We start from the raw sequence: 21,069 nt of genomic DNA on the forward strand, positions 1-21,069 counted from the left end.
ACACCAAAAGCCCCGGCTCGCGCCGGGGCTTTTTCGTTGCGCTAGCTAAGCGCCCGGCTAAAACACTGCCAGATATTTCAGCAGCGAGACGATGCCGATGATGATGACGACGACGCGCGCGATCTGCTTGGCGCGGCCGTCCATCGGCAGCATGTTGATGAGGTAAAGTACGAGAATGACGACGAGAAAGGTGACGAGTACGCCGACCAGCATCGCTAGGACCCCCCTTTAGGCAAAATTGCTGACAGTCTCCTAACGCGCAGCTCGTGGCTTGGTTCCATCGACGCAACCCTTTGCAACTTCTAGTAAATACGTACTTCTACGATCAGCCGGCCTGCTGAAAACTTTACCCTTTTCCTTTCAGATGCGGAAACCGTTTGGGCCCTGAGCCGCAAACGGCATGCGATTGCCTTGTCTGACGGGCCCCTTTTTCTGCTGTTGCCGGGGCGCCTTTACGAACTTTGTATTGGGAATTGGGGACTTCGATGCTGAATCGTCTGACCGTATCCGCGCTGCTGAAGGCGGTGATCGCGATCACGTCGATCTGCGTGGCGATCGCGCTCTCGCTCACCGCCTACGAGTCCTGGGATCGCCTGAAGACCGCCAACCGCATCTCGCAGATCGCCGACACGTCCGCCGATCTGTTCAAGGCGATGCACAATCTGCGCACCGACCGCTCGACCACGGTCCGCCTCCTGAATGCGACCGAGCCGATGGACGGCGAGATCGAGAAATATCTGCGCGCGCTGCGCGATGCCCAAATGCCCGCCATGGCGCGCGCGATCGAGCTGCTGCCGGCCATGGACTTTCCGCAATCAGGCACGCTGGTACCGGAGCTTGCGCGCCTCTACAAGCTGCTGATCGAGGAGCAGAAGCAGTTCTGGGAGGATGTAGCCAAGCCGAAGGACCAACGCCGCGCCGGTCTGCCCAAGGAATATATGGAGACAACGCAGGGCCTGCTCGACACGCTCGACAAGCTCTCGAACACGTTGGCCGCCACGGTCAATCACCTGGACGCCGCGATCGACCAGCTGCTGTCGATCAAGCAGAACGCCTGGCTGCTCCGCAACACCGCAGGCGAAGCATCGCTGATCGTCTCGACCGGGCTGGCCGCCGGCAAGATCACGACGGAGGGCCGCTACGCCTATACCCAACATGTCGGCGGCACGAGCGCGATGTGGAAGGCGCTGGAGCTGTCGACGTCCGGCATGCAGTTGCCGTCGGGGCTCGCCTCCGCGATGGCCTCCGCCAAGACCTCGTATTTCGAGCCGCAATATCTGGCCTTGCGCGACCGTCTCACGGACGCGCTGGTCAAGGGTGAGAAGCCCGAGATGACGGCGAACCAATGGAGCCCGCTCACGGTCGCCCGTATGGCGAGCGCCGTCACAGTGGCAGAAGGTGCGCTCGATGCTGCCAAGATCCACACGCAGGAGCAGCGCGGCGCCGCACAGCGCGCACTGATCGTGCAGCTTACGCTGCTGGCGCTCGCCGTGGGGCTTGCCGTCGGCGCGATCATGCTGGTCAGCCGCCGCGTCATCACTCCGCTCAACACCATCCGGGACGCCATGCTGAAGGTCGCCGGCGGCGACCTTGCCGTCGATAGCGGCTATCTCGACCGCAACGACGAGATCGGCGCGCTTGCCGGCGCGCTGGAGACCTTCAAGCAGCAGGCCAACGACAAGCTCACGATCGAGGCGCAGGAGCGCGAACGCAATGCGGGCGCCTCCGCGCGCCAGCGCGCGGTCGAGACCTATGTCGGCGAGTTCGAGGGCGCGGTGCGCAAAACGCTCGGCGAATTGAGCGAAGCCTCTGGCGAGATGCGCAAGACCTCGGGCGATCTCTCCGCGGTGTCGCGGCAGACCAACGACCGCGTGCAGATCGCCGGCAAGGCCTCCAATGACGCCTCCATGAGCGTCGACAGCGTCGCCGCCGCCGCCGAAGAGCTGAGCGCCTCGATCAACGACATCAGTCAGCAGGCCGCGCATGCCGCGGGCATCGCCAGCCGCGCCGTGACCCAGGCGCGCGAGACCGACGGCACGGTGCAGGGACTTCAAAAGTCGGCCGGCCGCATCGGCGAGGTCGTCGGCCTGATCAACACCATTGCGCAGCAGACCAATTTGCTCGCGCTTAACGCCACGATCGAGGCGGCCCGCGCCGGCGAGGCCGGTCGCGGCTTTGCCGTGGTCGCCTCCGAGGTGAAGTCGCTGGCGAGCCAGACGGCGAAGGCGACCGAGGAGATCTCCGAGCAGATCGCCGACATCCAGAAGGTCGCGGCCGACGCCATCAGCGCCATCCAGACCATCGGCGGCATCATCGGCGAAGTGAACGAGGTCGCGACCGCAATCGCCGCCGCCGTGCAGGAGCAGGGAGCGGCCACCCAAGAGATCACCCGCAGCACCCAGTTTGCGGCGCAGGGCACCAAGAACGTCTCGGACAACATCACCGGCGTCAAATCCGATGCAGACGCTGCTGCCGCTGCCGCCGACAACGTGAAACACGCCTCCGAGATGCTGGAGAGCCAGAGCCGCCAGCTCGGCCATGACGTCAGCGACTTCCTCGGCAAGATCCGGGCGGTATAGCCCACACTCTTGGTGTCGTCCTGGCGAATGCCAGGACGACGTTGAGGCCTATTCCTTCGCCACCACCGGCACCTGGCGGAATCTTGCGCGAACCGACTCGGGCAGCGGCGAGAAATTCATCGCGACGCCGCGGCGGTCGTTGGCATTGCGGCTGGCGACCACCAGGCCGTCCGCGCCCGCGACGATGTCGCCCTTGCGCAAGGTGGGATCGTCGTCGACCTTGACCTGAGCGAGCCCGACCGGATCCTTGCCGTTGCAGGTACAGCCTGCGACAATCTCATTGCGATAGCGGAACGCGTTAGGCAGGTCGGAATAGGATTTCCCCTTATCCGTCGTCGCGTCGTCGATGTTGCCGCCATAGACCAGCGAGGTCTCCGAGGCCGGGCAGAAGCTCTTGCAGGATTGCGCCTTGCTCTCGGAATCGTTTCCCTGCGCCGGGAAATAACGTCCGTCGCAGCCGCGCACGCAATAGGCCGTGCCGCCACCGTAGGAGGCCCGCTGGCGCGGCGGGTCGTAGCGCGGCGTGTCATCGGTCTGGAAAGGCATGCGAATCTCGGGCGCCGGCCGTCCGCGGAAGCCGCCGAACAGCGCCGAGAAAAAGTCCTCCGCATGGGCGGATGGCGTCAGCGCGAGGCCGAAGGAGGCAATGGCGACGAACGCCGCCGCGCCCCCGGCGAGTTTGCCGATCGAACGTCTCTTCATGTGACCTCACTCGACCCTTAGTTCACGGCCGAATTCGAAATGTTCAGCGCCTGCCGGCCTGAGGGCAGCGCGGTCACGGCTGGGCGCTTGCGCACGGAATCACTGCCTTTCGCCATCAGCGGCGCGTTCTTCGGCAGCACGACCACCTTGGCGCCGACATTGACGCGGCCAAACAGGTCGGTGACGTCCTCATTGGTCATGCGGATGCAGCCGGACGAGACGAACTTGCCGATCGTGGTGGGATCGTTGGTGCCATGGATGCGGTATTCGCTCGAACCCAGATACATCGCACGCGCGCCGAGCGGATTGCCGGGGCCGCCAGCGACGAAGCGGGGCAGATAGGGTTGGCGCGCGATCATCTCAGCCGGCGGATGCCAGTCCGGCCATTCCGCCTTGCGGCTGACGCTCTGCACGCCCGACCAGGTGAAGCCCTCGCGCCCGACGCCGACGCCATAACGGATCGCGCGGCCCTGGCCGAGCACGTAGTAAAGATAAGTATTGTTGGTATCGATGACGATGGTACCGGCTGGCTCGCTGCGGTCGAAGCTGACGATCTGCCTGCGCAGGCGATCTGGCAGCGCGGCATCCTCGTCGGGCGCCTGCGCGTTCTGGCTTGCATAGCCTTGGTTGGCATAGCCCTGGTTCGCATAGCTTGGGCTCGCATAACCCTGCGAATAGCCCTGGTCCTGCGGGTAAGCCTGATCTTGCGGATAGGTGTAGCCCAGCGTCTGTGCGCTTGCGGCGCCGAACGGCACTGCCAGCAAAGCGGTTGCGAAGGCAAAAGCGGTGATGCGGCGCGGCGATAGGCGGCGTCGGACTGCAGAGAACTTCGTCATGTGCTGCCCCGTGTGGATGCCTGCATCAGGGTGATGCGCTGGTTTGTTCAACGCGGTCCAACCGCTACAAGTTCCGCGGCGGGATGCAGCAGCGACGTCACAGTCAAGCGAGCGCTTCTTCACGAAGCCGCGATGGAACCCGCAGGGCGCGAGGACGTTCTCCTCCTGGTCATGGGCGCGAGGGCCGAAGTCTCCGTGCCGGAGAGGTATTGTGCGCGTCCTTCCCAGTGAACGTATGACTCCCGGCAATGGCGAAGGCACTCCGCTTCCCGAGAGCCACGGCGAACTCCCGCCGGTGATCCGCCGCACCGAACTCGTCGCCTTCTCGCTCGCCGGACTCCTCCTCATCGCGATCGTCGCGGTGCTCTATATCGGAAAGGCGTTCTTTCTGCCTGTCGTGATGGCGTTCGTCACCGGCACGATGCTCTCGCCGGCAGCGACCTTTCTGGAGTACCGGAAAGTGCCGCGCGGGCTTGCCGCCGTCTTGATCGTGTTCGCGGTGACCGCCGTGGTCGGCTTCATCGTCGCGCTGATCGCCTCGCCGGCGATGGAATGGACCTCGCGCCTGCCCGAACTCGGCGCGCAGTTGAAAGACAAGGTCCACGTGTTCGACCGGCCGCTGGCGCTGTGGCGAGAGCTGCAGACAATGCTCGGCGGCTCGGAGGGATTGCCAAGCTTCCAGATGCCGAAATTCGAGTGGGTGCAGCCGACGATTGAATTCCTGTCACCGACCTTTACCGAATTCCTGCTGTTCTTCGTCACCCTGATCCTGTTCATCGCCAGCTGGCGCGACCTGCGACGGGCAATGATCATGACCTTCAGCGATCATGACGCACGGCTGCGCACGCTTCGCATCCTCAACGAGATCGAGGTCCATCTCGGCAACTACCTTTTGACTGTGACCCTGATCAACGTCGGCGTCGGCGTCGCCGCCGGAATCGTCTGCGCCCTCACCGGAATGCCCAATCCGGCTGGCCTCGGCGCGCTGGCGGCCACCCTCAATTTCATTCCGATCATCGGACCGGTGGCCATGTTCGCCATTCTGGTCGTGGTGGGGCTGGTCACCTTCCCGACCGTCAGCGGCGGCCTGATGGCGGCGCTCGCCTTTGGCGGCATCACCTTCCTGGAGGGACATTTCGTCACGCCGACCATCATCGGCCGGCGGCTGGCGCTCAATGCGCTCGCGGTGCTGCTGGCGCTGGCGTTCTGGACCTGGCTGTGGGGCCCGATGGGCGCGTTCCTGTCGTCGCCGCTGCTGATCGTCGCCCTGATCCTGAAGGAGCATCTGTTGCCTGAGGATTCGCCGCAGCTCCCGCAGGACTGACCGGTTTCCGTGAACGGAACTTACACCACGACGAAACGTTTCCCGGCTGTCTCAACCGTCAACAGCCCGGAGCCCCTGATGTCCACCACCAATGCCGAAGCCGGGATGAGAGACTGGACCGACAAAGCCACCAGAGAACGCCTCGAGAAGGATGTAGCAGCCGTGAAAAGCGATATCGCCGCCCTCACTGATCAGATCACCGACGCGCTCAATACTTTTGCCAACTCCTCCAGCAAGCAAGCCCGCCGCGGCTATAGCCAAGCGCGCGAAAACGTGGATTCCGCGATCGACGACATGTCGGAACGCGGCAGCGCGATGATGGGCGCGGCACAGGAGGCCTACGGCTCGATCGAGGAGACGCTGGAGGACGCGATCACGCAGCGGCCGCTCGCGACCGTCGGGCTTGCGCTCGGCATCGGCTTCCTGATCGGCGCGGTCTGGCGTCGCTGAGATCGCGAACGGGTATCGAGACGGTGGCGCAGCGGCGCCGCCGGTGCCGGCTTGTGGGGATCTGAGGAGCAAGACCATGTTTCAGCGCATCATCGACGGGATCAGCGCATCCACCGGCACCACTGTGCGGCTGACCTCGCTGGCAGCAGGCGCGGCGTTCGCACTCTTCATCACCACGTGCTTCCTGTGCGCGGCGGCATTCATTTCGGTGCTCAACAAATATGGTCCGGTGCAGGCCTGCCTCGCCGGTGCGGGCATTTTCTTTCTGCTGACCCTCACCGCGGCGGTGAGCTATTGGGTCTACAAACGGCAGCTGCGCAAGCAAGCTCATATCGCGGCCGAGCGCGCCACGAAATCGGCGGCCTCGAGCATGCTCGTGGACCCCATGCTGCTCGCCACCGGTCTCCAGATCGTTCGCGCCATCGGGATCAAGCGGCTGTTGCCGATCCTGGCGATCGGCGGCGTCGCCCTCGGACTCATGGTGAGCCGCGCCGGCGTACCCGACGAGGCCTCGGCTGAGCCTGCCGAGTAGCAGCTACCGGGTTAGAAAATTTCGTCACGGGTCCCGCGAACGCGCCTATCCAATCGGCACCGGCGGCCCCGCGCCAATTTCGCGCCGTTTGCCTGCGCCATCACGCAAACGCTACTCGGATAGGCAGGCGGTTGCCGCTAAAAGCAGCGCCCCTGATTCCAAAAGCCATTTTTTCGATGAAACCGTCCGTCCAGGCGAACCTCGCCGCATTTCAACACGACCCCCGGCTCTATTTGACGCTCGGTATCGCCAACTGGTCGGTTTTCGTCGACCACATCCCGAACAACGTCGTCAATTTGCTGACGCTGCGCAATTTCGGCTTCAGCGGCGCCGCAGACTTGTTCGTGTTCGTGGCCGGCTATGGCATGGCCATCATTCACGGCAAGATCGCCCTGGAGCGCGGCTACGTCGTCGCGGCGACGCGCATCTTCCAGCGCATGTGGCGGCTCTACGCCGCCTATGTCGTCCTGTTCGTGATCTACATCGACGCCATCGCCTATGTCGCCTCGCAATCGATGGCGCCCGAGATCATCAACGAATACAACATCTCGGGCATCATCGAGCATCCGCTGCGGATCCTGATACGCGGACTGGTGCTTCAGGAAGAGCCGCTGAACCTCGATCTTCTTCAGCTGATGATCCCGCTGATGGCCCTCCTTCCACTCGCGCTGTGGGGGCTGTTGCGGCGTCCGAACCTGACGCTGGCGGCGTCGGTCGCGCTGTACGTTGCGGCGCGCTGGTTCGGCTGGAATTTCCGGGTTTATCCGGACCAGGAGTGGACCTTCAACCCGTTCTGCTGGCAGATGCTGATGGTGCTGGGCGGCTGGTTTGCCGTGACCGGCACGTCGGGCCGCGCGCTGCATGGCCTGTCCTGGCTGCGCGTGCTCGCAGGCGCCTATCTCGTATTCGCGATGGCAATCACGCTGATGCGACACTCGCCGACGCTAGCGGCCTATTTGCCGGATATCGTGCTCAACACCATCACGCCGACCGACAAGGAAGACCTCGCCCCCTATCGCGTGGTCCACTTCCTCGCGCTCGCTTTCCTCGCGACATATCTCGTCCCGGCCGATCATCCCGGCCTGCGACTGAAGCCGCTTCAGGCGGTGATCAGATGCGGCGAGGAATGGCTCGCGGTGTTCTGCGTCGGCGTGTTCCTGTCGTTTGCCGGCCATCTCATCCTGATCACCGGCGCCAATTTGGTGGTGATGCAGATTGCCGTGAGCCTGGCCGGCTTCGCGGCGATGGCCGCGGTCGCATATTACATCGCCTGGTCGAAGCGGCAGGACCTGCCCGCGGCCTTGCGGCAACAGGCCTAACCCGGCACCTTCCGATTCCCCTAGGCCGGCCATTAAGGCTGGGCTATGCGGAGCGGCAGCGGATTGCATGGGGAGGCCGGGCGTGGTGATGGCGAATGGCGGGGGTGAGGGAGCCGACGGCGCGCCCCGGCGCGGCCGGCCAAGGTCGATCGAGACCACCAACGCCATTCTCCAAAGCGCCTATGCGCTGATGGCCACTACCGGCCTTGCCGCCACCACCATTGACGCGATCGCGCGCCACTCCAGCGTCTCCAAGATGACGATCTACAAATGGTGGCCGTCGCGCGAAGCCTTGCTGATCGACGCCTTTCTTCACCATGCCGCGCAGATGCTGCCGCTGCCGCATGCAAGCTCGGGCAGCCCCGCCGCGCGCGCACGCCGCCATGCCGCCGCCTATGCCGAAGCCCTCCAGGGCGAGTTCGGCAAGGTCCAGCTCGCCGTCATCTCCGAATGCATCTCCAAGACCGGCTCGGCGGAGCTGTTCTACGCCCGCTACCTGCAATTCCGCCGCGACGCGCTGATCGAGATGATCGCCGCGGGCCAGAACGACGGCAGCATTCTGGCGGAAGCACCGCCCCAGGATCTCTACGACGCGATCTATGGCAGCCTGTTCTACCGCTACGTCTTCGGCATCGCGCCGATCACGCCGGCCTACGCGCGGACCCTGGTTGACCTCGTGCTGCGGCCGAAGAGCTAGCCTCGAATTACCGCGCAGGCCGGATCGGTGCTGACAGCTTGTCGGTGCGGTCGCGCTCGGTCATGTCCTCGACCGTCTCCATCGGCGCGGTCAGCTCGTAGACATAGGAGACGTCGGTGAAATAGCGCTTGGCGGTGCCGCCGAGCGCCTCGGGCGCGACGCGGTCGAGCAGGATCAGGCCGAAGTCGGAATCGGGGCGGCGCGTCGCTTCGCTGGTGTTGAACTCCTCCCAGCGGAAATAGAAGACCTCGCCGGACCCCTCGTTCGTCACCGTCCAATTGGCAGTGATGTGCGGATGCTTGCCGACAAGCGACAGGCCCTCGTCGGAGTGCGAGGCGAGCTCGAAGAACAGCAGCGACAGACTCTGCGCCGCGCGCGCGCTGACTGCGATATCAGGACCGGTGACGGCGATGCGGTCGGCATGCGGGATGGCGCGCGCCTCGAACAGGCCCTTCAGCTTGACACCCTGCCACTGGCTCTCGCTGAGCAGCGAGACGACGTTGGACATGGCGTGGATGCGGCCGATCAGGAGCTCGCGCGCGACATCGATGTCGGAGCCATGGCGCAGCGTGCGGGTCACGATCGACTGGATCACCGCCAGGATGTTTTTGACCCGATGGTTGAGCTCGTCGATGACAGCCGTCAGCCGGCGCTCGAAGCCGATTCTGACCTGGATTTCCCGGCTGAGCCGCAAATTGTTGTAGGCGACATAGCCGAACAGGCCGCACACCATCGCGGTGATCGCAAGGCCGATCGCCGCCACGATGATCGCAGTCTGCTCGGCGCGGCGCGCCGAATTGGTCTTGGCGTAATAGCCGAGCTGCCAGTCGCGACCACCGAAGCTCACCGTGCGCGTCGCCGACGGCGCCGGCCCATCGGCCGCCGTCGGGCGGGCCGAGACCACGCCTTGATCGTTGGCGACCAACTCGCCACCCTGCCGGCGCGGATCCTTCAGCGCAACCGCGAACAACGACATGTCGTCGTTGGTCAGCATCAGGGAAGAGAGCTCATAGGAAAACGTGATGAAGCCCGCCGGCTCCGTCGCGCCCTCGGGGATGACGGGAGCCGCCACAATGATGCCGATCGACCCGTCGCCACGCAGGAGGGCAACCGGTTCTGAGGCAACCGACCTCTTCTCCACTCTGGCGCGCGCCAGCATGGCGCCGCGCACCTGATCCTGGTCGTAGCTGCGGCCGGGCAGCCCCTTGGTCTCGTTGCTGCGCGGCTCGAGATCCATCAGCACATCGATCGGCTGGGTGACACCTGCCGGATCGATCGGCTTGTCGTCATAGCTGCGGATTCGCGGATTGGGGAAGCCGGCGCTCGCGATCGCGGCTTGTGCTGCGGCAAGCTCGTTCGGCTTCAGGCGGGCGACCCAGCCCGCCACCACGAAATCGGTCTTGAAGGCGTAGATGGCCGAGCGCAGCGGCTCGAGCATGTTGGGCTTGAGCACCGACGGCGCCCGGAACAGGCCGGAGGCAACCCGCGCGAGCAGTTCGCGCTCGGTGAGCCGGTCCTGGACCAGGCTCGCATGGACATCGATCGCGCGCGCCAGCGCGATCCGGTCCAGCGCCAACTCCTGGTCGTGGACGCGATAAGCCGCAAGCCCGGAGAGCAAGGCTCCGAGAAGAGCAATGAAGCCGATGATGAAACCCAGCCGGACCACGCGACTACTCAGGCGAAAGCAGGAGGTCGGCAATAAATACGGAGCATATGGACGCCGCTCGAACGGGCACGTGCCGAAACAGGGTGAACCCCAATCGCCGAGATAATGAAGGAGGAGGCATCGGTACGCAACTTGGTCGCCTGAGAAGCTTAAATCGGCCCGCCGATGGTCCGGCCGAGTTGGATTTGCTCCGGGCACCGGAGGTAATCAATTGCCGTGACCGAAATTTGTTCCGCGGACACGGCTCTGCCCACGGTGTTAACGGGGACAAACGCCTGCGTTAGGTCGTCGCGCCGGTCAGCCGGCCCGTTTCAAGCCGCCTTTGGCCTCAATGAAGCCGATGATGCGGTCCAGCCCCTGGCTCATCTTCAGGTTGGTCATGACGAACGGCCGCTCGCCGCGCATCCGCCTGGCGTCGGTCTCCATCTTTTCCAGGGAGGCGCCGACATGGGGCGCCAAGTCGATCTTGTTGATGACAAGGAGGTCGGACCGGGTGATGCCGGGGCCGCCCTTGGACGGGATCTTGTCGCCGGCCGCCACGTCGATGACGTAAATGGTGAGATCGGCGAGCTCCGGGGAAAAAGTGGCAGCGAGGTTATCACCGCCGGATTCGATCAGCACGAGATCGAGCCCGGGAAACTTGGCGCGCATATCCGCCACCGCGGCGAGATTCATCGAGGCGTCCTCGCGGATCGCGGTGTGCGGGCAGCCGCCGGTCTCGACCCCGGCAATGCGATCCGGCGTCAGCGAGCCCGAGCGTACCAGGAATTCCGCATCCCATTTGGTGTAGATGTCGTTGGTGATCGCGGCGATGTCGTAGCGCTCGCGCATGGTCTTGCAGAGCAGGTCCATCAGCGCGGTCTTGCCCGATCCGACCGGACCGCCGATGCCGACACGCAAGGGGCCGTGAGATGTAGCCATTGCTTTTTTTCCTATCGTCGTCCTGGCGAAAGCCAGGACCCGTTACCACTGAATCCGATTGTCACGGCACGCTGCAGCCACATCTGTGCATAGCCACGCGCACTCGTGGTTATGGGTCCTGGCTTTCGCCAGGACGACAGTGAAAGCGACGAACCCGCTCAAGATCTGAACAGCCGCGTATATTGCGTCTCGTGCCGCAGGCTGGCGAGGTCGGCGCGGAACGTCGCGCCGCCGACATCGTCCAATGTCGCATTCAGCGCACGATTCGCCGTCGCGGCAACCGCGGCTTCCAGCCTCACCAGCACGCGCTGGCTGTCGGTCTGGCCGAGCGGAATGAGCCGGCTGGCCGCGGAAATCCAGTTCGAGACCAGCGCATGCAGGAAGGCGTGCAGCGTCGGCGCCAGCGGCACGCCGTGCATCGCAGCGACCACGCCAACGGCAACGGGATACACCAATGGCGTGCGGCATGCCGTAACCATCGCATCCAGCCCGTCGGCATCCCACGCGGCGCGAGCGATGTCGATGAAGGCACGGCCCTGCGAGGTCGTCTCCAGCTGCCGCTCGCGCGACGGCACGAAGGCCGCGGCGAGCTCGGCGATATCGCTTAAGGTGTCGCCCTCGCCCGCTTCAGTAGCGCGATAGGCGTGGACCAGAAACGTCGCATCGCAGAAGCCCGAGCCATCGCGAAGCATCGCATCGAGCCAGTCCGCCACCGACGCGGTGTCGTTGATGTCACCGGCTTCGACCGCCCATTCGATGCCGCTGGAGTAGGAAAAGCCCCCGACGGGAAACGCCGGCGACAGCCAGGTCATCAACCGGTACAGCGCCGCCGCCTCGCGCTCCGCGAGGTCGCGGGCCGCGACCGGCTCATTTGTGGTCATGAGCATGCTTGTGGCCGTGGTGATGGTCGGGGTGATCGCAATGCTCGTCGTGGTGGTGATGGTGATCGTGACCGTCGCCATGTGCGGCATGATCATGATGGTGATCATGACCGTGATGATCATCGTGGCCATGATGGTGATGCGCGGGGTCGTCGTGTCCATGCGCATGTCCGGCATCCGCATAGGCGCCGCCTTCGGGATCGAACGGCGCCTCGATCTCGATCACGCGCGCGCCGAGGCCCTTCACCATGGCTTCGATGACGTGGTCGCGGCGGATGCGCAGGCCCTTGGCCATGATCTGCGTTGGCAGATGGCGGTTGCCGAGATGCCAGCCGACACGAATAAGGTGGTGCGGATCGTGGCCGCGAATCTCGAGCAGCGGTTCGGGCGCGGCGACCACCTCGACCAGCCGGCCGTCCTCCAACACCAGCGCATCGCCGCCGCGCAGTGCGACGGCATTCTCCAGGTCGAGCAGGAACTCGAGCCCCCGCGTCCCCGTCATTGCCATGCGGCGGCGGTGTCGATCGTCGAAATCGAGCACGACCGTATCCGCCGGCGCTTCCGCGAAGCGGTGTTGTCCCCTGACCTGCGTCGCCCGGATCATGCGCGTTTACCCCGTTACCGTGTCTCGACCTTCTCGGGCGTGATCACTTCGATCTTCGGCGGCGCCGTAAAACACTTCACCGCGACGCGGCCGAACGTCTTCATGTGCTCCATGGCGCGATGCGGCACCAGCGCCTCGGCATTCTCCCACTGCTCGACGAACACCATCTTGGCGGGATCGGTGACGCTCTCATGCAGATCATAGGCGATATTACCGGGCTCTTTCCGCGTCTCCTTGATGCAGGCGGTGGCGGCTGCAATGAATTCGGCGCGCGTTTCAGGCTTGATGGTCAAGGTGGCGACGACGTAGATCACGAGAAATCCTCCCGGCTTTTCTTCTGGGCTTCAGATACCGGGCGGGACCTTAGACCAGGCGGGATCGAACGCAAAACCCGGAAAAGCCGCTCCCGGATATGCGACCAGGACATGGTCCTGGGACATGCGTTGAGGCGCTATTTCAGTACATGAAATATCGCTGCGCCATCGGCAGCACCTCGGCGGGGGCGCAGGTCAAAAGCTCGCCGTCGGCGCGGACCTCATAGGTCTCAGGATCGACCTCGATATTGGGCGTGGCGTCGTTGTGGATCATGCTTTTCTTCGAGATTTTTCCGCGGGTGTTCTGGACCGCATAGAGCTTCTTGTCGATGCCGAGCTTACGCGCGAGGCCGCCGGTGATGGCGGCCTTCGAGGTGAACACCACCGAGGACGCGGTGCGCGCCTTGCCGAAGGCGCCGAACATTGGCTGATAATGCACCGGTTGCGGGGTCGGGATCGAGGCGTTGGGATCGCCCATGGGAGCGGCGACGATCATGCCGCCCTTGACGACGCAATCCGGCTTGACGCCGAAGAAGGCCGGCGACCACAGCACGAGATCGGCGAGCTTGCCCTTCTCCACCGAGCCGATCAGCTTCGAAACGCCATGGGCGATCGCGGGATTGATCGTGTATTTGGCGATGTAGCGCTTGACGCGGAAATTGTCGTTGTCCTTGCCCTTGTCCTGCGGCAGCGAACCGCGCTGCTTCTTCATCTTGTCGGCGGTCTGCCAGGTCCGGATGATGACCTCGCCGAGGCGGCCCATGGCCTGGGAGTCCGAGGAGATCATCGAGAGCGCGCCGAGATCATGCAGGATGTCCTCGGCCGCGATGGTCTCCTTGCGAATGCGGCTTTCGGCGAACGCCAGGTCTTCCGCGATCGAGGGATCGAGGTGGTGGCACACCATCAGCATGTCCAGATGCTCGTCGATGGTGTTGCGCGTGAAGGGCCGCGTCGGGTTGGTCGAGGACGGCAGCACGTTCTTCAGCCCTGCGACCTTGATGATATCGGGGGCGTGACCGCCGCCGGCGCCCTCGGTGTGGAAGGCGTGGATGGTGCGGCCTTTGAACGCCTTGATCGTATCCTCGACGAAGCCGGATTCGTTGAGCGTGTCGGTGTGGATCATCACCTGGATGTCGTAGTCGTCGGCGACCGACAGGCAATTGTCGATCGCGGCAGGCGTGGTGCCCCAGTCTTCGTGCAGCTTCAGCGCACAGGCGCCGGCCTTGATCATCTCGACCAGCGCGGCGGACCGCGAGGCGTTGCCCTTGCCGGAGACGCCGAGATTGACCGGGAATGCGTCGAACGATTGGATCATCCGCCCCATGTGCCACGGCCCCGGCGTGCAGGTGGTGGCGAACGTGCCGTGCGAGGGGCCGGTGCCGCCCCCTAGCATCGAGGTGACGCCCGACATCAGCGCGTGCTCGATCTGCTGCGGACAGATGAAATGGATGTGGCTGTCGAAGCCGCCCGCGGTGAGGATCTTGCCTTCACCCGCGATCACGTCCGTGCCGGGGCCGATGATGATGGTGACACCGGGCTGGATGTCGGGATTGCCGGCCTTGCCGATGCCGGCGATCATGCCGTCCTTGATCGCGACGTCGGCCTTCACGATGCCCCAGTGATCGACGATCAGCGCATTAGTGATGACTGTGTCGGCCGCGCCCTGCTTGTTGGTGACCTGCGACTGGCCCATGCCGTCGCGGATCACCTTGCCGCCGCCGAACTTCACTTCCTCGCCGTAGCTGGTGAAGTCCTTCTCGACCTCGATGATGAGATCCGTGTCGGCCAGCCGCACCTTGTCGCCGGTGGTCGGGCCGAACATGTCGGCATAGACGGAACGCTTTATTTTGACGGACATCACAAGCCCCGTTTGCGTTTGAATTCTGGATCGGTGCTCACAGAGAGGTTCTCGCTGTGAGCACCATGTCGTCGAAGGTCGTATCGAGCCAAGAGTTACCGCCGCGGCAACCAGCGACAACCTGTTCGGCCCAGTCGGTATAATCGACGAGATCGTCACGTTCCTCGGCCGTCGGATCCGAATGTACGCGCGCGCCGATATTGCTGATCTTGTCGGCGATCTTGATCAGCCTGGCGCCAGCCGATTTTTTCGGTGCGTCGAGCACCTGACGCCGCCGCCGCTCCGGCTTCGACAGGCTCATATCGTCGGTGCACTCGTCGACAAGCGACGCGACACGGTCGGAGAATTTTTGCGCGAGCTCCTCGCGCATGGTGTCGGTGTCCTCGATCGCATCATGCAGCCAGCCGGCTGCAACCAGTTCGGCGTCGGCGCCGTCGGTCGCGGTCGCAAGCAGGTTCGCGACCTCGGCGAGGTGGTTGATGTAAGGCTCATGACCGCGGCCCTTGCGCGCCATGCCGTTGTGACGGCGCGCGGCGAGTTCGGCGGCTTCGGAGACGAGGCGGACAGGTGACAGCATGGCAAAGTCCTCCGTTTTCGCCTCAACCATGCCGCGCCACGCTCGTTCCTGTGGAATTCACAGCTTCCCCATCACGTCGCCGCGGAAGCCGTAGATGGTCTTCTTGCCGGCCACCGCGACGAGTTGGACGTCGCGGGTCTGGCCGGGCTCGAAGCGGACCGCGGTGCCGGCGGCGATGTCGAGGCGCATGCCGCGGGCCTTCTTGCGGTCGAACTTCAGGGCCGGGTTGGTCTCGAAGAAATGGTAGTGCGAGCCGACCTGGATCGGGCGGTCGCCGGTGTTGGCGACCGTCAGCGTCACCGTCTTGCGGCCGGCGTTGAGCTCGATCTCGCCGTCCTGGATGAAGAGTTCGCCGGGGATCATGCTCTCGCTCCTACCTGATCGGCTCGTGCACAGTGACGAGCTTGGTCCCGTCCGGAAACGTCGCCTCGACCTGGATGTCGTGGATCATCTCGGGAATGCCCGGCATCACCTGGTCGCGGGTGAGAACCTGCGCACCCGATTGCATCAACTCGGCGACGGTGCGGCCATCCCGCGCGCCTTCGAGGATGAAATCGGAGATGAGCGCGATCGCCTCCGGATGGTTGAGCTTGACGCCGCGATCCAGCCGGCGGCGGGCCACGATCGCCGCCATCGAGATCAGAAGCTTGTCCTTTTCGCGAGGAGACAGGTTCATACGAAATCTCTTCCGTTCACTTCGTCAATTCAACCAGAGCCGCGGCAGCGCCGCGCCGGTGCGCGCCAGCACGGTCATCATGTCTGCGCGCAGACGCGCCGCATCTTGGGCACAGAACCGCGCCATTGCAAAGCCATTCCAGGCGGATATCCCGACCTCGCTGGCGAAGGATTCCGAGGCCTCGCGGATGCGCTCGATCAGGGCCTCGTCGCCGGGCACGATCAGCGCCGTGCCAATCGCAGCGCCGCCCCTGGCCACCGCCGATCGCGCAAGCTTTGCGCCAATATTGCCGTCGAGCCTGACGGTCTCGGCGAACACTAGCTTGCCGCCGCGACGCAGCCGCCAGCGATCGACGAACTCACCCTGCTCCATCCGTTCGCCCATCGCGGTACGGCCGAACACCACGATCTCGCACAGCAGGAGCGAGGCAGCCGCATCGAGGTCTATGTCGAAGCGACGACGCACGCGCGCGCGGTCGAACAGGATCGTCTCCTGCGGCAGCCAGCCGAGATGTGCGCCTGCGGCAACCTTCAGCGCTATATTGAGCTCCGCCGCCTGCCCTGGCGCGCGATAGACCTTTTCCGCGGCCGCCGTCGTCAGCGTCAGCTTCGAACCATCTGCGGCAGCGATCTCGATGTCGAAGCGATCGCCGCCGGCGACACCACCGGCCGTGTTGACGAACACGCCGGAGAGCCCCTCGTCCTCCGGCGAAGGGAAGCGCACGCGCAGGGAGCCGGACTCATGCAATATCCCGCGACGTGTCACACCGTCGCGCGCGTGGACGTCGAAGCGCACCGCGCCGCGGGCACGGTTGGCGTCGAACACCGAAGATGCCGTTAGAACGTCGCTGCGCATCCGCCCCCCAGCCGGTCGCGGCAGAATGGCCTACAGCGCCATCTGGCGGCTGATTTCGCTCGCGTCGAGATTGGAGCGGTCGCAGGTGAACTTCACCGCGCCGCGATCCATCACCGCAAAACTGTCGCCGAGTTCGCAGGCAAAGTCGAGATATTGTTCGACCAGCACGATGGCGATGTTGCCGAGATTGCGCAGGTACGAGATGGCACGGCCGATGTCCTTGATGATCGAGGGCTGGATGCCCTCGGTCGGCTCGTCGAGCAGCAGCAACTTCGGCCGCATCACCAGCGCGCGCCCGATCGCGAGCTGTTGCTGCTGGCCGCCGGAGAGATCGCCGCCGCGCCGTCCGAGCATGGATTGCAGCACCGGAAACAGGGAGTACACGTCGTCCGGAATGTGCTTGTCCTCGCGCCTGAGCGGCCCGAAGCCGGTCTTGAGATTCTCCTCGACCGTCAGAAGCGGAAATATCTCGCGCCCCTGCGGCACGAAGCCGATACCCTTGCGCGCGCGCTCATAGGGTTTCAGGCCCGTGATATCGTTGCCGTCGAGCACGATGGCGCCCGAGGAGATCGGGTACTGCCCGACCATGGCACGCAGGAGCGAGGTCTTGCCGACGCCGTTGCGCCCGAGCACGCAGGTGACCTTGCCGGGCTCGGCCGCAATCGACACGCCGCGTAGTGCCTGCGCCGCGCCGTAGAACAGGTTGATGTCCTTGACCTCAAGCATCGCTCAGCGCCCCAGATAAACTTCGATGACCCGCTCGTTGGACGAGACCTGGTCGATGGTGCCTTCCGCGAGCACGGTACCCTCGTGCAAGCAAGTGACCTTGACGCCGAGCTCGCGCACGAATGTCATGTCGTGCTCGACCACCATCACGGTGTGGGTCTTGTTGATTTCCTTGAGCAGCTCGGCGGTGAGATGCGTCTCGACGTCGGTCATGCCGGCGACGGGCTCGTCGACGAGCAGTAGTTTCGGATCCTGGGCGAGCAGCATGCCGATCTCGAGCCACTGCTTCTGGCCGTGGCTGAGGCTGCCGGCGAGACGGTTGCGGGCATCGGTGAGGCGGATCGTCTCCAGCACCTTGTCGATCTGCTCGGCCTCCGCCCGGCTGCCGCGCCAGAACAGCGTACCCTTGACGCTGTGGTCGACATTGAGCGCGAGCAGCAAATTGTCCTGCACGGTCTGGCTCTCGAACACGGTCGGCTTCTGGAATTTACGGCCGATGCCGAGCTCGGCGATGCGGGTCTCGTCCAGTCGCGTCAGATCGGTGACTCCGTCGAACAGCACGGTGCCTTCGTCGGGCTTGGTCTTTCCGGTGATGATGTCCATCATCGTGGTCTTGCCGGCGCCGTTCGGGCCGATGATGGCGCGCATCTCGCCGGGCTCGAGCGTCAACGAGAGGTTGTTGATGGCGTGGAAGCCGTCGAACGAGACGTGCACACCGTCGAGATACAGCATTGCGGAGGTCGCGCGGGTGTCCATGACGTTCATTGCGCCTCCTCCGCCATTTTGGGTTGGGTGACGCCGTCTTCGGCCGCGGCGCTCGCAATGGTCGCGGCGTCGCGCCTTTCCTTCGACGAGTCCCACCAGGCGTTGAAAGTGCCGACGATGCCCTTAGGCAGCAGCAACGTTACCAGGATGAACATGGCACCCAGCATGAACAGCCAGTAGGGCGCGAGCATGCCGGAGGTGAAGAACGTCTTTGCGTAGTTGACGACGACGGCGCCGAGCGCGGCGCCGACCAGCGTACCGCGGCCGCCGACCGCGACCCAGATCACGGCCTCGATCGAATTGCCCGGCGCGAATTCGCTCGGGTTGATGATGCCGACCTGCGGCACATAGAGCGCGCCGGCGACGCCGGCCATGCAGGCCGACACTGTGAACACGAACAGCTTGTAGGATTCGACCCGGTAGCCGAGGAAGCGCGTGCGCGATTCCGCATCGCGCACGGCGATCAGCACCTTGCCGAGCTTGGACGAGACGATGGCGCGGCAGATCAGAAAGCCGGCGATCAGCGCCAGGCAGCTCAGCGCGAACAGCGCAGCACGCGTGCCCTCGGCCTGCACGTTGAAGCCCAAGATGTCCTTGAAGTCGGTCATGCCGTTGTTGCCGCCGAAGCCGAAATCGTTGCGGAAAAAGGCGAGCAGCAGTGCATAGGTCATCGCCTGGGTGATGATTGACAGATACACGCCAGTGACGCGCGAGCGGAAGGCGAGCCAGCCGAAGGAAAAGGCGAGCAGGCCCGGCACGATCAGCACCATCAGCGCGGCAAACCAGAACATGTCAAAGCCGTACCAGTACCAGGGCAGCTTCGAATAGTTCAGGAACACCATGAAGTCCGGCAGGATCGGATTGCCGTAGACGCCGCGGCTGCCGATCTGCCGCATCAGGTACATGCCCATCGCGTAGCCGCCGAGCGCGAAGAAGGCACCGTGACCGAGCGAGAGGATGCCGCAATAGCCCCAGATCAGGTCGATCGAGAGCGCCAGGATCGCGTAGCAGACATATTTGCCCCAGAGCGCGACGAGATAGGTCGGCACTTGCAGGAACGAACCTGCGGGCAGCAGCAGGTTGGAGAGCGGGATGAGGATGCCGCAGGCCACGACGATGGCAAGGAAGATGGTCGCGCCGCGGTCCAGCGATCGCGTCAGCATGTGAGGGGTCATGCTTCCACCGCGCGGCCCTTGAGCGCGAACAGGCCGCGCGGCCGTTTTTGAATGAACAGGATGATGAGAACGAGGATGGCGATCTTGCCGAGCACGGCGCCGGCGACCGGCTCCAGGAATTTGTTGGCGATGCCGAGCGTGAAGGCGCCGACCAGCGTGCCCCAGAGATTGCCGACGCCACCGAACACCACGACCATGAAGCTGTCGATGATGTAGCTCTGGCCGAGATTGGGGCTGACATTGTCGATCTGCGACAGCGCCACGCCGGCGATGCCCGCAATGCCCGAGCCGAGACCAAAAGTCAGCGCGTCGACCCGCGAAGTGGCGATGCCCATCGAAGCCGCCATGCGCCGGTTCTGTGTCACCGCGCGCATCTCGAGCCCGAGTGCCGTGTAGCGCAGCATCGCGAGCAGAATGACGAACACCGCGAGCGTGAAGACAAGGATCCAGAGCCGGTTATAGGTGACCGTGATCTGGCCGATCTCAAACGCGCCGCTCATCCAGGAGGGGTTGCCGACCTCGCGGTTGGTCGGGCCGAACATGGTGCGCACGGCCTGCTGCAGCACCAGCGACAGGCCCCAGGTCGCCAGCAGCGTCTCCAGCGGACGGCCATAGAGAAAGCGGATGATGCTGCGCTCGATCACGACGCCGAGCGCGCCGGCCACCAGGAAGGCGAGCGGCACGGCGATCAGCAGCGAATAGTCGAACAGGACGGGATAGCGGGTACGGATCACCTCCTGCACCACGAAGGTGGTGTAGGCCCCGATCATCACCATCTCGCCATGGGCCATGTTGATGACGCCCATCACGCCGAACGTGATGGCAAGCCCGATCGCAGCAAGCAGCAGCACCGAACCGAGCGAGAGGCCGTACCAGGCATTCTGCACCATCGACCAGACCGCGAGCGAACTTTGGATCGAGCCGATTGCGCTCGCGGCAGCCTTGGTCACCGAGGCCGGCTGGTCGCCCATGCCGGTCAGCAGCGCCATCGCCTCCTGGTCGCCGCGCGCCTTGATGGTGGCAACGGCTTCGAGCTTCTCGAGCTCGGTGGCATCCGGCTTGAACAACAGGATCGCCGCGCGGGCGTCGCCCAGCGCAGCCTTGACGGATCGGTTGGTTTCCTTGGCGAGCGCGCCATCGACCGCTTCGAGCGACGTCTCCTCATGCGACTTGAAGACGGATTGCGCGGCCTGGAGCCGCGCTCCGATGTCGGGTGACTGCAGCGTCAGGCTGCCGATCGCCGCATCGACGCTGCGGCGAAGGCGGTTGTTGAGGCGGACCGCGCTCGCACTGTCGGGCACGCTGGCCACGGCCTGACCGGTCGCGGCATCGATCGACTTGCCGTCGGTGCCGGTGACGTAAACCTTCTTGCTATCAGGGTCGGCCATGAGCCGGCCGTCCTGAAGCGCGCTGATGATCGGAAAGGCAAGGGTATTGCCGCTGCCCGCGACCACGCCGATCGCCTCTTCCGTGTCGGAATAATCGTCGTTGGCGAATTTGGCGACCGCATCTTCGAACGGGCCGGCCAAGGCCGGCAGTGCGAACGCGATCAGGAAGAACGAGAGCAGGAGCGAACAGAGGCGGGCGGACAAATTGGCTGGCACTGTGAAAG

Annotated in this window: 23 protein-coding genes; 6 read left to right on the plus strand and 17 right to left on the minus strand. The window is 64.4% G+C overall.

Annotated elements, in window-relative coordinates; genetic code table 11:
* Window positions 1-57: 57 nt before the first annotated feature.
* The gene (locus ACFQX9_RS30955) at window positions 58-213 is read right to left on the minus strand and encodes a Thivi_2564 family membrane protein (RefSeq protein ID WP_007599832.1); all 156 of its coding nucleotides are present in this window, start codon (window positions 211-213) and stop codon (window positions 58-60) included.
* Between the two features lie 272 nt (window positions 214-485).
* Between ACFQX9_RS30955 and ACFQX9_RS30960 the strand changes: the two genes are divergently transcribed.
* Window positions 486-2,579 (plus strand): methyl-accepting chemotaxis protein, encoded by a 2,094-nt coding sequence (locus ACFQX9_RS30960; protein WP_377791437.1) that lies wholly within the window; start codon window positions 486-488, stop codon window positions 2,577-2,579.
* 48 nt (window positions 2,580-2,627) lie between these two features.
* Here ACFQX9_RS30960 and ACFQX9_RS30965 read toward each other — a convergent pair whose 3' ends face one another.
* Window positions 2,628-3,281, minus strand: a complete 654-nt coding sequence (locus ACFQX9_RS30965) for a DUF2865 domain-containing protein (protein ID WP_204513290.1) — start codon at window positions 3,279-3,281, stop codon at window positions 2,628-2,630.
* A gap of 17 nt (window positions 3,282-3,298) precedes the next feature.
* Window positions 3,299-4,117 carry a L,D-transpeptidase gene (locus tag ACFQX9_RS30970; RefSeq protein ID WP_377791438.1) on the minus strand — a complete coding sequence of 273 codons (819 nt, stop codon included), beginning with the start codon at window positions 4,115-4,117 and terminating at the stop codon, window positions 3,299-3,301.
* A gap of 211 nt (window positions 4,118-4,328) precedes the next feature.
* Between ACFQX9_RS30970 and ACFQX9_RS30975 the strand changes: the two genes are divergently transcribed.
* The 5 genes from ACFQX9_RS30975 to ACFQX9_RS30995 all read left to right on the plus strand — a co-directional run bounded on the left by ACFQX9_RS30975 (window position 4,329) and on the right by ACFQX9_RS30995 (window position 8,439).
* Window positions 4,329-5,441 (plus strand): AI-2E family transporter, encoded by a 1,113-nt coding sequence (locus tag ACFQX9_RS30975; RefSeq protein WP_377791439.1) that lies wholly within the window; start codon window positions 4,329-4,331, stop codon window positions 5,439-5,441.
* Window positions 5,442-5,519: 78 nt separating this feature from the next.
* Entirely contained in the window at window positions 5,520-5,891 is a 372-nt protein-coding gene (locus ACFQX9_RS30980; RefSeq protein WP_026232783.1) for a YqjD family protein, read from the plus strand.
* Window positions 5,892-5,967: 76 nt separating this feature from the next.
* Entirely contained in the window at window positions 5,968-6,423 is a 456-nt protein-coding gene (locus tag ACFQX9_RS30985) for a hypothetical protein (protein WP_377791440.1), read from the plus strand.
* A 176-nt stretch (window positions 6,424-6,599) separates the two neighbouring features.
* Window positions 6,600-7,742 (plus strand): OpgC domain-containing protein, encoded by a 1,143-nt coding sequence (locus tag ACFQX9_RS30990; protein ID WP_377791441.1) that lies wholly within the window; start codon window positions 6,600-6,602, stop codon window positions 7,740-7,742.
* 67 nt (window positions 7,743-7,809) lie between these two features.
* Window positions 7,810-8,439, plus strand: a complete 630-nt coding sequence (locus tag ACFQX9_RS30995) for a TetR/AcrR family transcriptional regulator (protein WP_377791442.1) — start codon at window positions 7,810-7,812, stop codon at window positions 8,437-8,439.
* 7 nt (window positions 8,440-8,446) lie between these two features.
* Here ACFQX9_RS30995 and ACFQX9_RS31000 read toward each other — a convergent pair whose 3' ends face one another.
* The 14 genes from ACFQX9_RS31000 to urtB form a co-directional block, all read right to left on the minus strand.
* Entirely contained in the window at window positions 8,447-10,105 is a 1,659-nt protein-coding gene (locus ACFQX9_RS31000; protein ID WP_377791443.1) for an HWE histidine kinase domain-containing protein, read from the minus strand.
* Window positions 10,106-10,402: 297 nt separating this feature from the next.
* A complete protein-coding gene (gene ureG, locus ACFQX9_RS31005) occupies window positions 10,403-11,026 on the minus strand; it encodes an urease accessory protein UreG (protein ID WP_377791444.1) in 624 nt (207 codons plus the stop codon).
* A gap of 158 nt (window positions 11,027-11,184) precedes the next feature.
* A complete protein-coding gene (locus ACFQX9_RS31010; protein WP_377791600.1) occupies window positions 11,185-11,913 on the minus strand; it encodes an urease accessory protein UreF in 729 nt (242 codons plus the stop codon).
* Complete coding sequence (locus tag ACFQX9_RS31015) at window positions 11,894-12,511, minus strand: urease accessory protein UreE (RefSeq protein ID WP_377791445.1); 618 nt, start codon at window positions 12,509-12,511, stop codon at window positions 11,894-11,896. The genes ACFQX9_RS31010 and ACFQX9_RS31015 overlap by 20 nt, the downstream gene beginning before the upstream one ends.
* Window positions 12,512-12,525: 14 nt before the next feature.
* The gene (locus ACFQX9_RS31020; RefSeq protein ID WP_007599815.1) at window positions 12,526-12,825 is read right to left on the minus strand and encodes a putative quinol monooxygenase; all 300 of its coding nucleotides are present in this window, start codon (window positions 12,823-12,825) and stop codon (window positions 12,526-12,528) included.
* A 142-nt stretch (window positions 12,826-12,967) separates the two neighbouring features.
* Complete coding sequence (gene ureC / locus ACFQX9_RS31025; RefSeq protein ID WP_377791446.1) at window positions 12,968-14,683, minus strand: urease subunit alpha; 1,716 nt, start codon at window positions 14,681-14,683, stop codon at window positions 12,968-12,970.
* 37 nt (window positions 14,684-14,720) lie between these two features.
* Window positions 14,721-15,260: an HD domain-containing protein gene (locus ACFQX9_RS31030; RefSeq protein WP_377791447.1), complete on the minus strand. Its 540-nt coding sequence runs from the start codon at window positions 15,258-15,260 to the stop codon at window positions 14,721-14,723.
* Between the two features lie 57 nt (window positions 15,261-15,317).
* A complete protein-coding gene (locus ACFQX9_RS31035; protein ID WP_007599812.1) occupies window positions 15,318-15,623 on the minus strand; it encodes an urease subunit beta in 306 nt (101 codons plus the stop codon).
* 10 nt (window positions 15,624-15,633) lie between these two features.
* A complete protein-coding gene (locus ACFQX9_RS31040; RefSeq protein WP_018454667.1) occupies window positions 15,634-15,936 on the minus strand; it encodes an urease subunit gamma in 303 nt (100 codons plus the stop codon).
* A gap of 24 nt (window positions 15,937-15,960) precedes the next feature.
* Entirely contained in the window at window positions 15,961-16,791 is an 831-nt protein-coding gene (locus ACFQX9_RS31045) for an urease accessory protein UreD (protein WP_377791448.1), read from the minus strand.
* Between the two features lie 30 nt (window positions 16,792-16,821).
* Window positions 16,822-17,517, minus strand: a complete 696-nt coding sequence (gene urtE, locus ACFQX9_RS31050; RefSeq protein ID WP_007599806.1) for an urea ABC transporter ATP-binding subunit UrtE — start codon at window positions 17,515-17,517, stop codon at window positions 16,822-16,824.
* Between the two features lie 3 nt (window positions 17,518-17,520).
* Window positions 17,521-18,282, minus strand: a complete 762-nt coding sequence (urtD, locus tag ACFQX9_RS31055; protein WP_018454669.1) for an urea ABC transporter ATP-binding protein UrtD — start codon at window positions 18,280-18,282, stop codon at window positions 17,521-17,523.
* Window positions 18,279-19,457, minus strand: a complete 1,179-nt coding sequence (gene urtC, locus ACFQX9_RS31060; protein ID WP_026232788.1) for an urea ABC transporter permease subunit UrtC — start codon at window positions 19,455-19,457, stop codon at window positions 18,279-18,281. Before urtC ends, urtD begins: the two co-directional genes overlap by 4 nt.
* On the minus strand, window positions 19,454-21,061 hold the full coding sequence (urtB, locus tag ACFQX9_RS31065; protein ID WP_085351737.1) for an urea ABC transporter permease subunit UrtB: 1,608 nt from the start codon (window positions 21,059-21,061) through the stop codon (window positions 19,454-19,456). The genes urtC and urtB overlap by 4 nt, the downstream gene beginning before the upstream one ends.
* Window positions 21,062-21,069: the final 8 nt, after the last annotated feature.

This window comes from Bradyrhizobium sp. GCM10028915 (assembly GCF_042666195.1).
GTDB lineage: Bacteria > Pseudomonadota > Alphaproteobacteria > Rhizobiales > Xanthobacteraceae > Bradyrhizobium > Bradyrhizobium canariense_D.

Excerpts from the sequence above, each read along its gene's own strand:
- ACFQX9_RS31010 (WP_377791600.1), bottom strand. The coding sequence starts at position 11,913 with ATGCTCATGACCACAAATGAGCCGGTCGCGGCCCGCGACCTCGCGGAG.
- ACFQX9_RS30955 (WP_007599832.1), bottom strand. The coding sequence starts at position 213 with ATGCTGGTCGGCGTACTCGTCACCTTTCTCGTCGTCATTCTCGTACTT.
- ACFQX9_RS30970 (WP_377791438.1), bottom strand. The coding sequence starts at position 4,117 with ATGACGAAGTTCTCTGCAGTCCGACGCCGCCTATCGCCGCGCCGCATC.
- ureC (WP_377791446.1), bottom strand. The coding sequence starts at position 14,683 with ATGTCCGTCAAAATAAAGCGTTCCGTCTATGCCGACATGTTCGGCCCG.
- ACFQX9_RS31040 (WP_018454667.1), bottom strand. The coding sequence starts at position 15,936 with ATGAACCTGTCTCCTCGCGAAAAGGACAAGCTTCTGATCTCGATGGCG.
- ACFQX9_RS30980 (WP_026232783.1), top strand. The coding sequence starts at position 5,520 with ATGTCCACCACCAATGCCGAAGCCGGGATGAGAGACTGGACCGACAAA.
- ACFQX9_RS30960 (WP_377791437.1), top strand. The coding sequence starts at position 486 with ATGCTGAATCGTCTGACCGTATCCGCGCTGCTGAAGGCGGTGATCGCG.
- ACFQX9_RS30990 (WP_377791441.1), top strand. The coding sequence starts at position 6,600 with ATGAAACCGTCCGTCCAGGCGAACCTCGCCGCATTTCAACACGACCCC.
- ACFQX9_RS31015 (WP_377791445.1), bottom strand. The coding sequence starts at position 12,511 with ATGATCCGGGCGACGCAGGTCAGGGGACAACACCGCTTCGCGGAAGCG.
- ACFQX9_RS30985 (WP_377791440.1), top strand. The coding sequence starts at position 5,968 with ATGTTTCAGCGCATCATCGACGGGATCAGCGCATCCACCGGCACCACT.
- ACFQX9_RS31045 (WP_377791448.1), bottom strand. The coding sequence starts at position 16,791 with ATGCGCAGCGACGTTCTAACGGCATCTTCGGTGTTCGACGCCAACCGT.
- ACFQX9_RS30965 (WP_204513290.1), bottom strand. The coding sequence starts at position 3,281 with ATGAAGAGACGTTCGATCGGCAAACTCGCCGGGGGCGCGGCGGCGTTC.
- urtC (WP_026232788.1), bottom strand. The coding sequence starts at position 19,457 with ATGACCCCTCACATGCTGACGCGATCGCTGGACCGCGGCGCGACCATC.
- ACFQX9_RS31035 (WP_007599812.1), bottom strand. The coding sequence starts at position 15,623 with ATGATCCCCGGCGAACTCTTCATCCAGGACGGCGAGATCGAGCTCAAC.
- urtE (WP_007599806.1), bottom strand. The coding sequence starts at position 17,517 with ATGCTTGAGGTCAAGGACATCAACCTGTTCTACGGCGCGGCGCAGGCA.
- urtD (WP_018454669.1), bottom strand. The coding sequence starts at position 18,282 with ATGAACGTCATGGACACCCGCGCGACCTCCGCAATGCTGTATCTCGAC.
- ACFQX9_RS30995 (WP_377791442.1), top strand. The coding sequence starts at position 7,810 with ATGGGGAGGCCGGGCGTGGTGATGGCGAATGGCGGGGGTGAGGGAGCC.
- ACFQX9_RS31030 (WP_377791447.1), bottom strand. The coding sequence starts at position 15,260 with ATGCTGTCACCTGTCCGCCTCGTCTCCGAAGCCGCCGAACTCGCCGCG.
- ureG (WP_377791444.1), bottom strand. The coding sequence starts at position 11,026 with ATGGCTACATCTCACGGCCCCTTGCGTGTCGGCATCGGCGGTCCGGTC.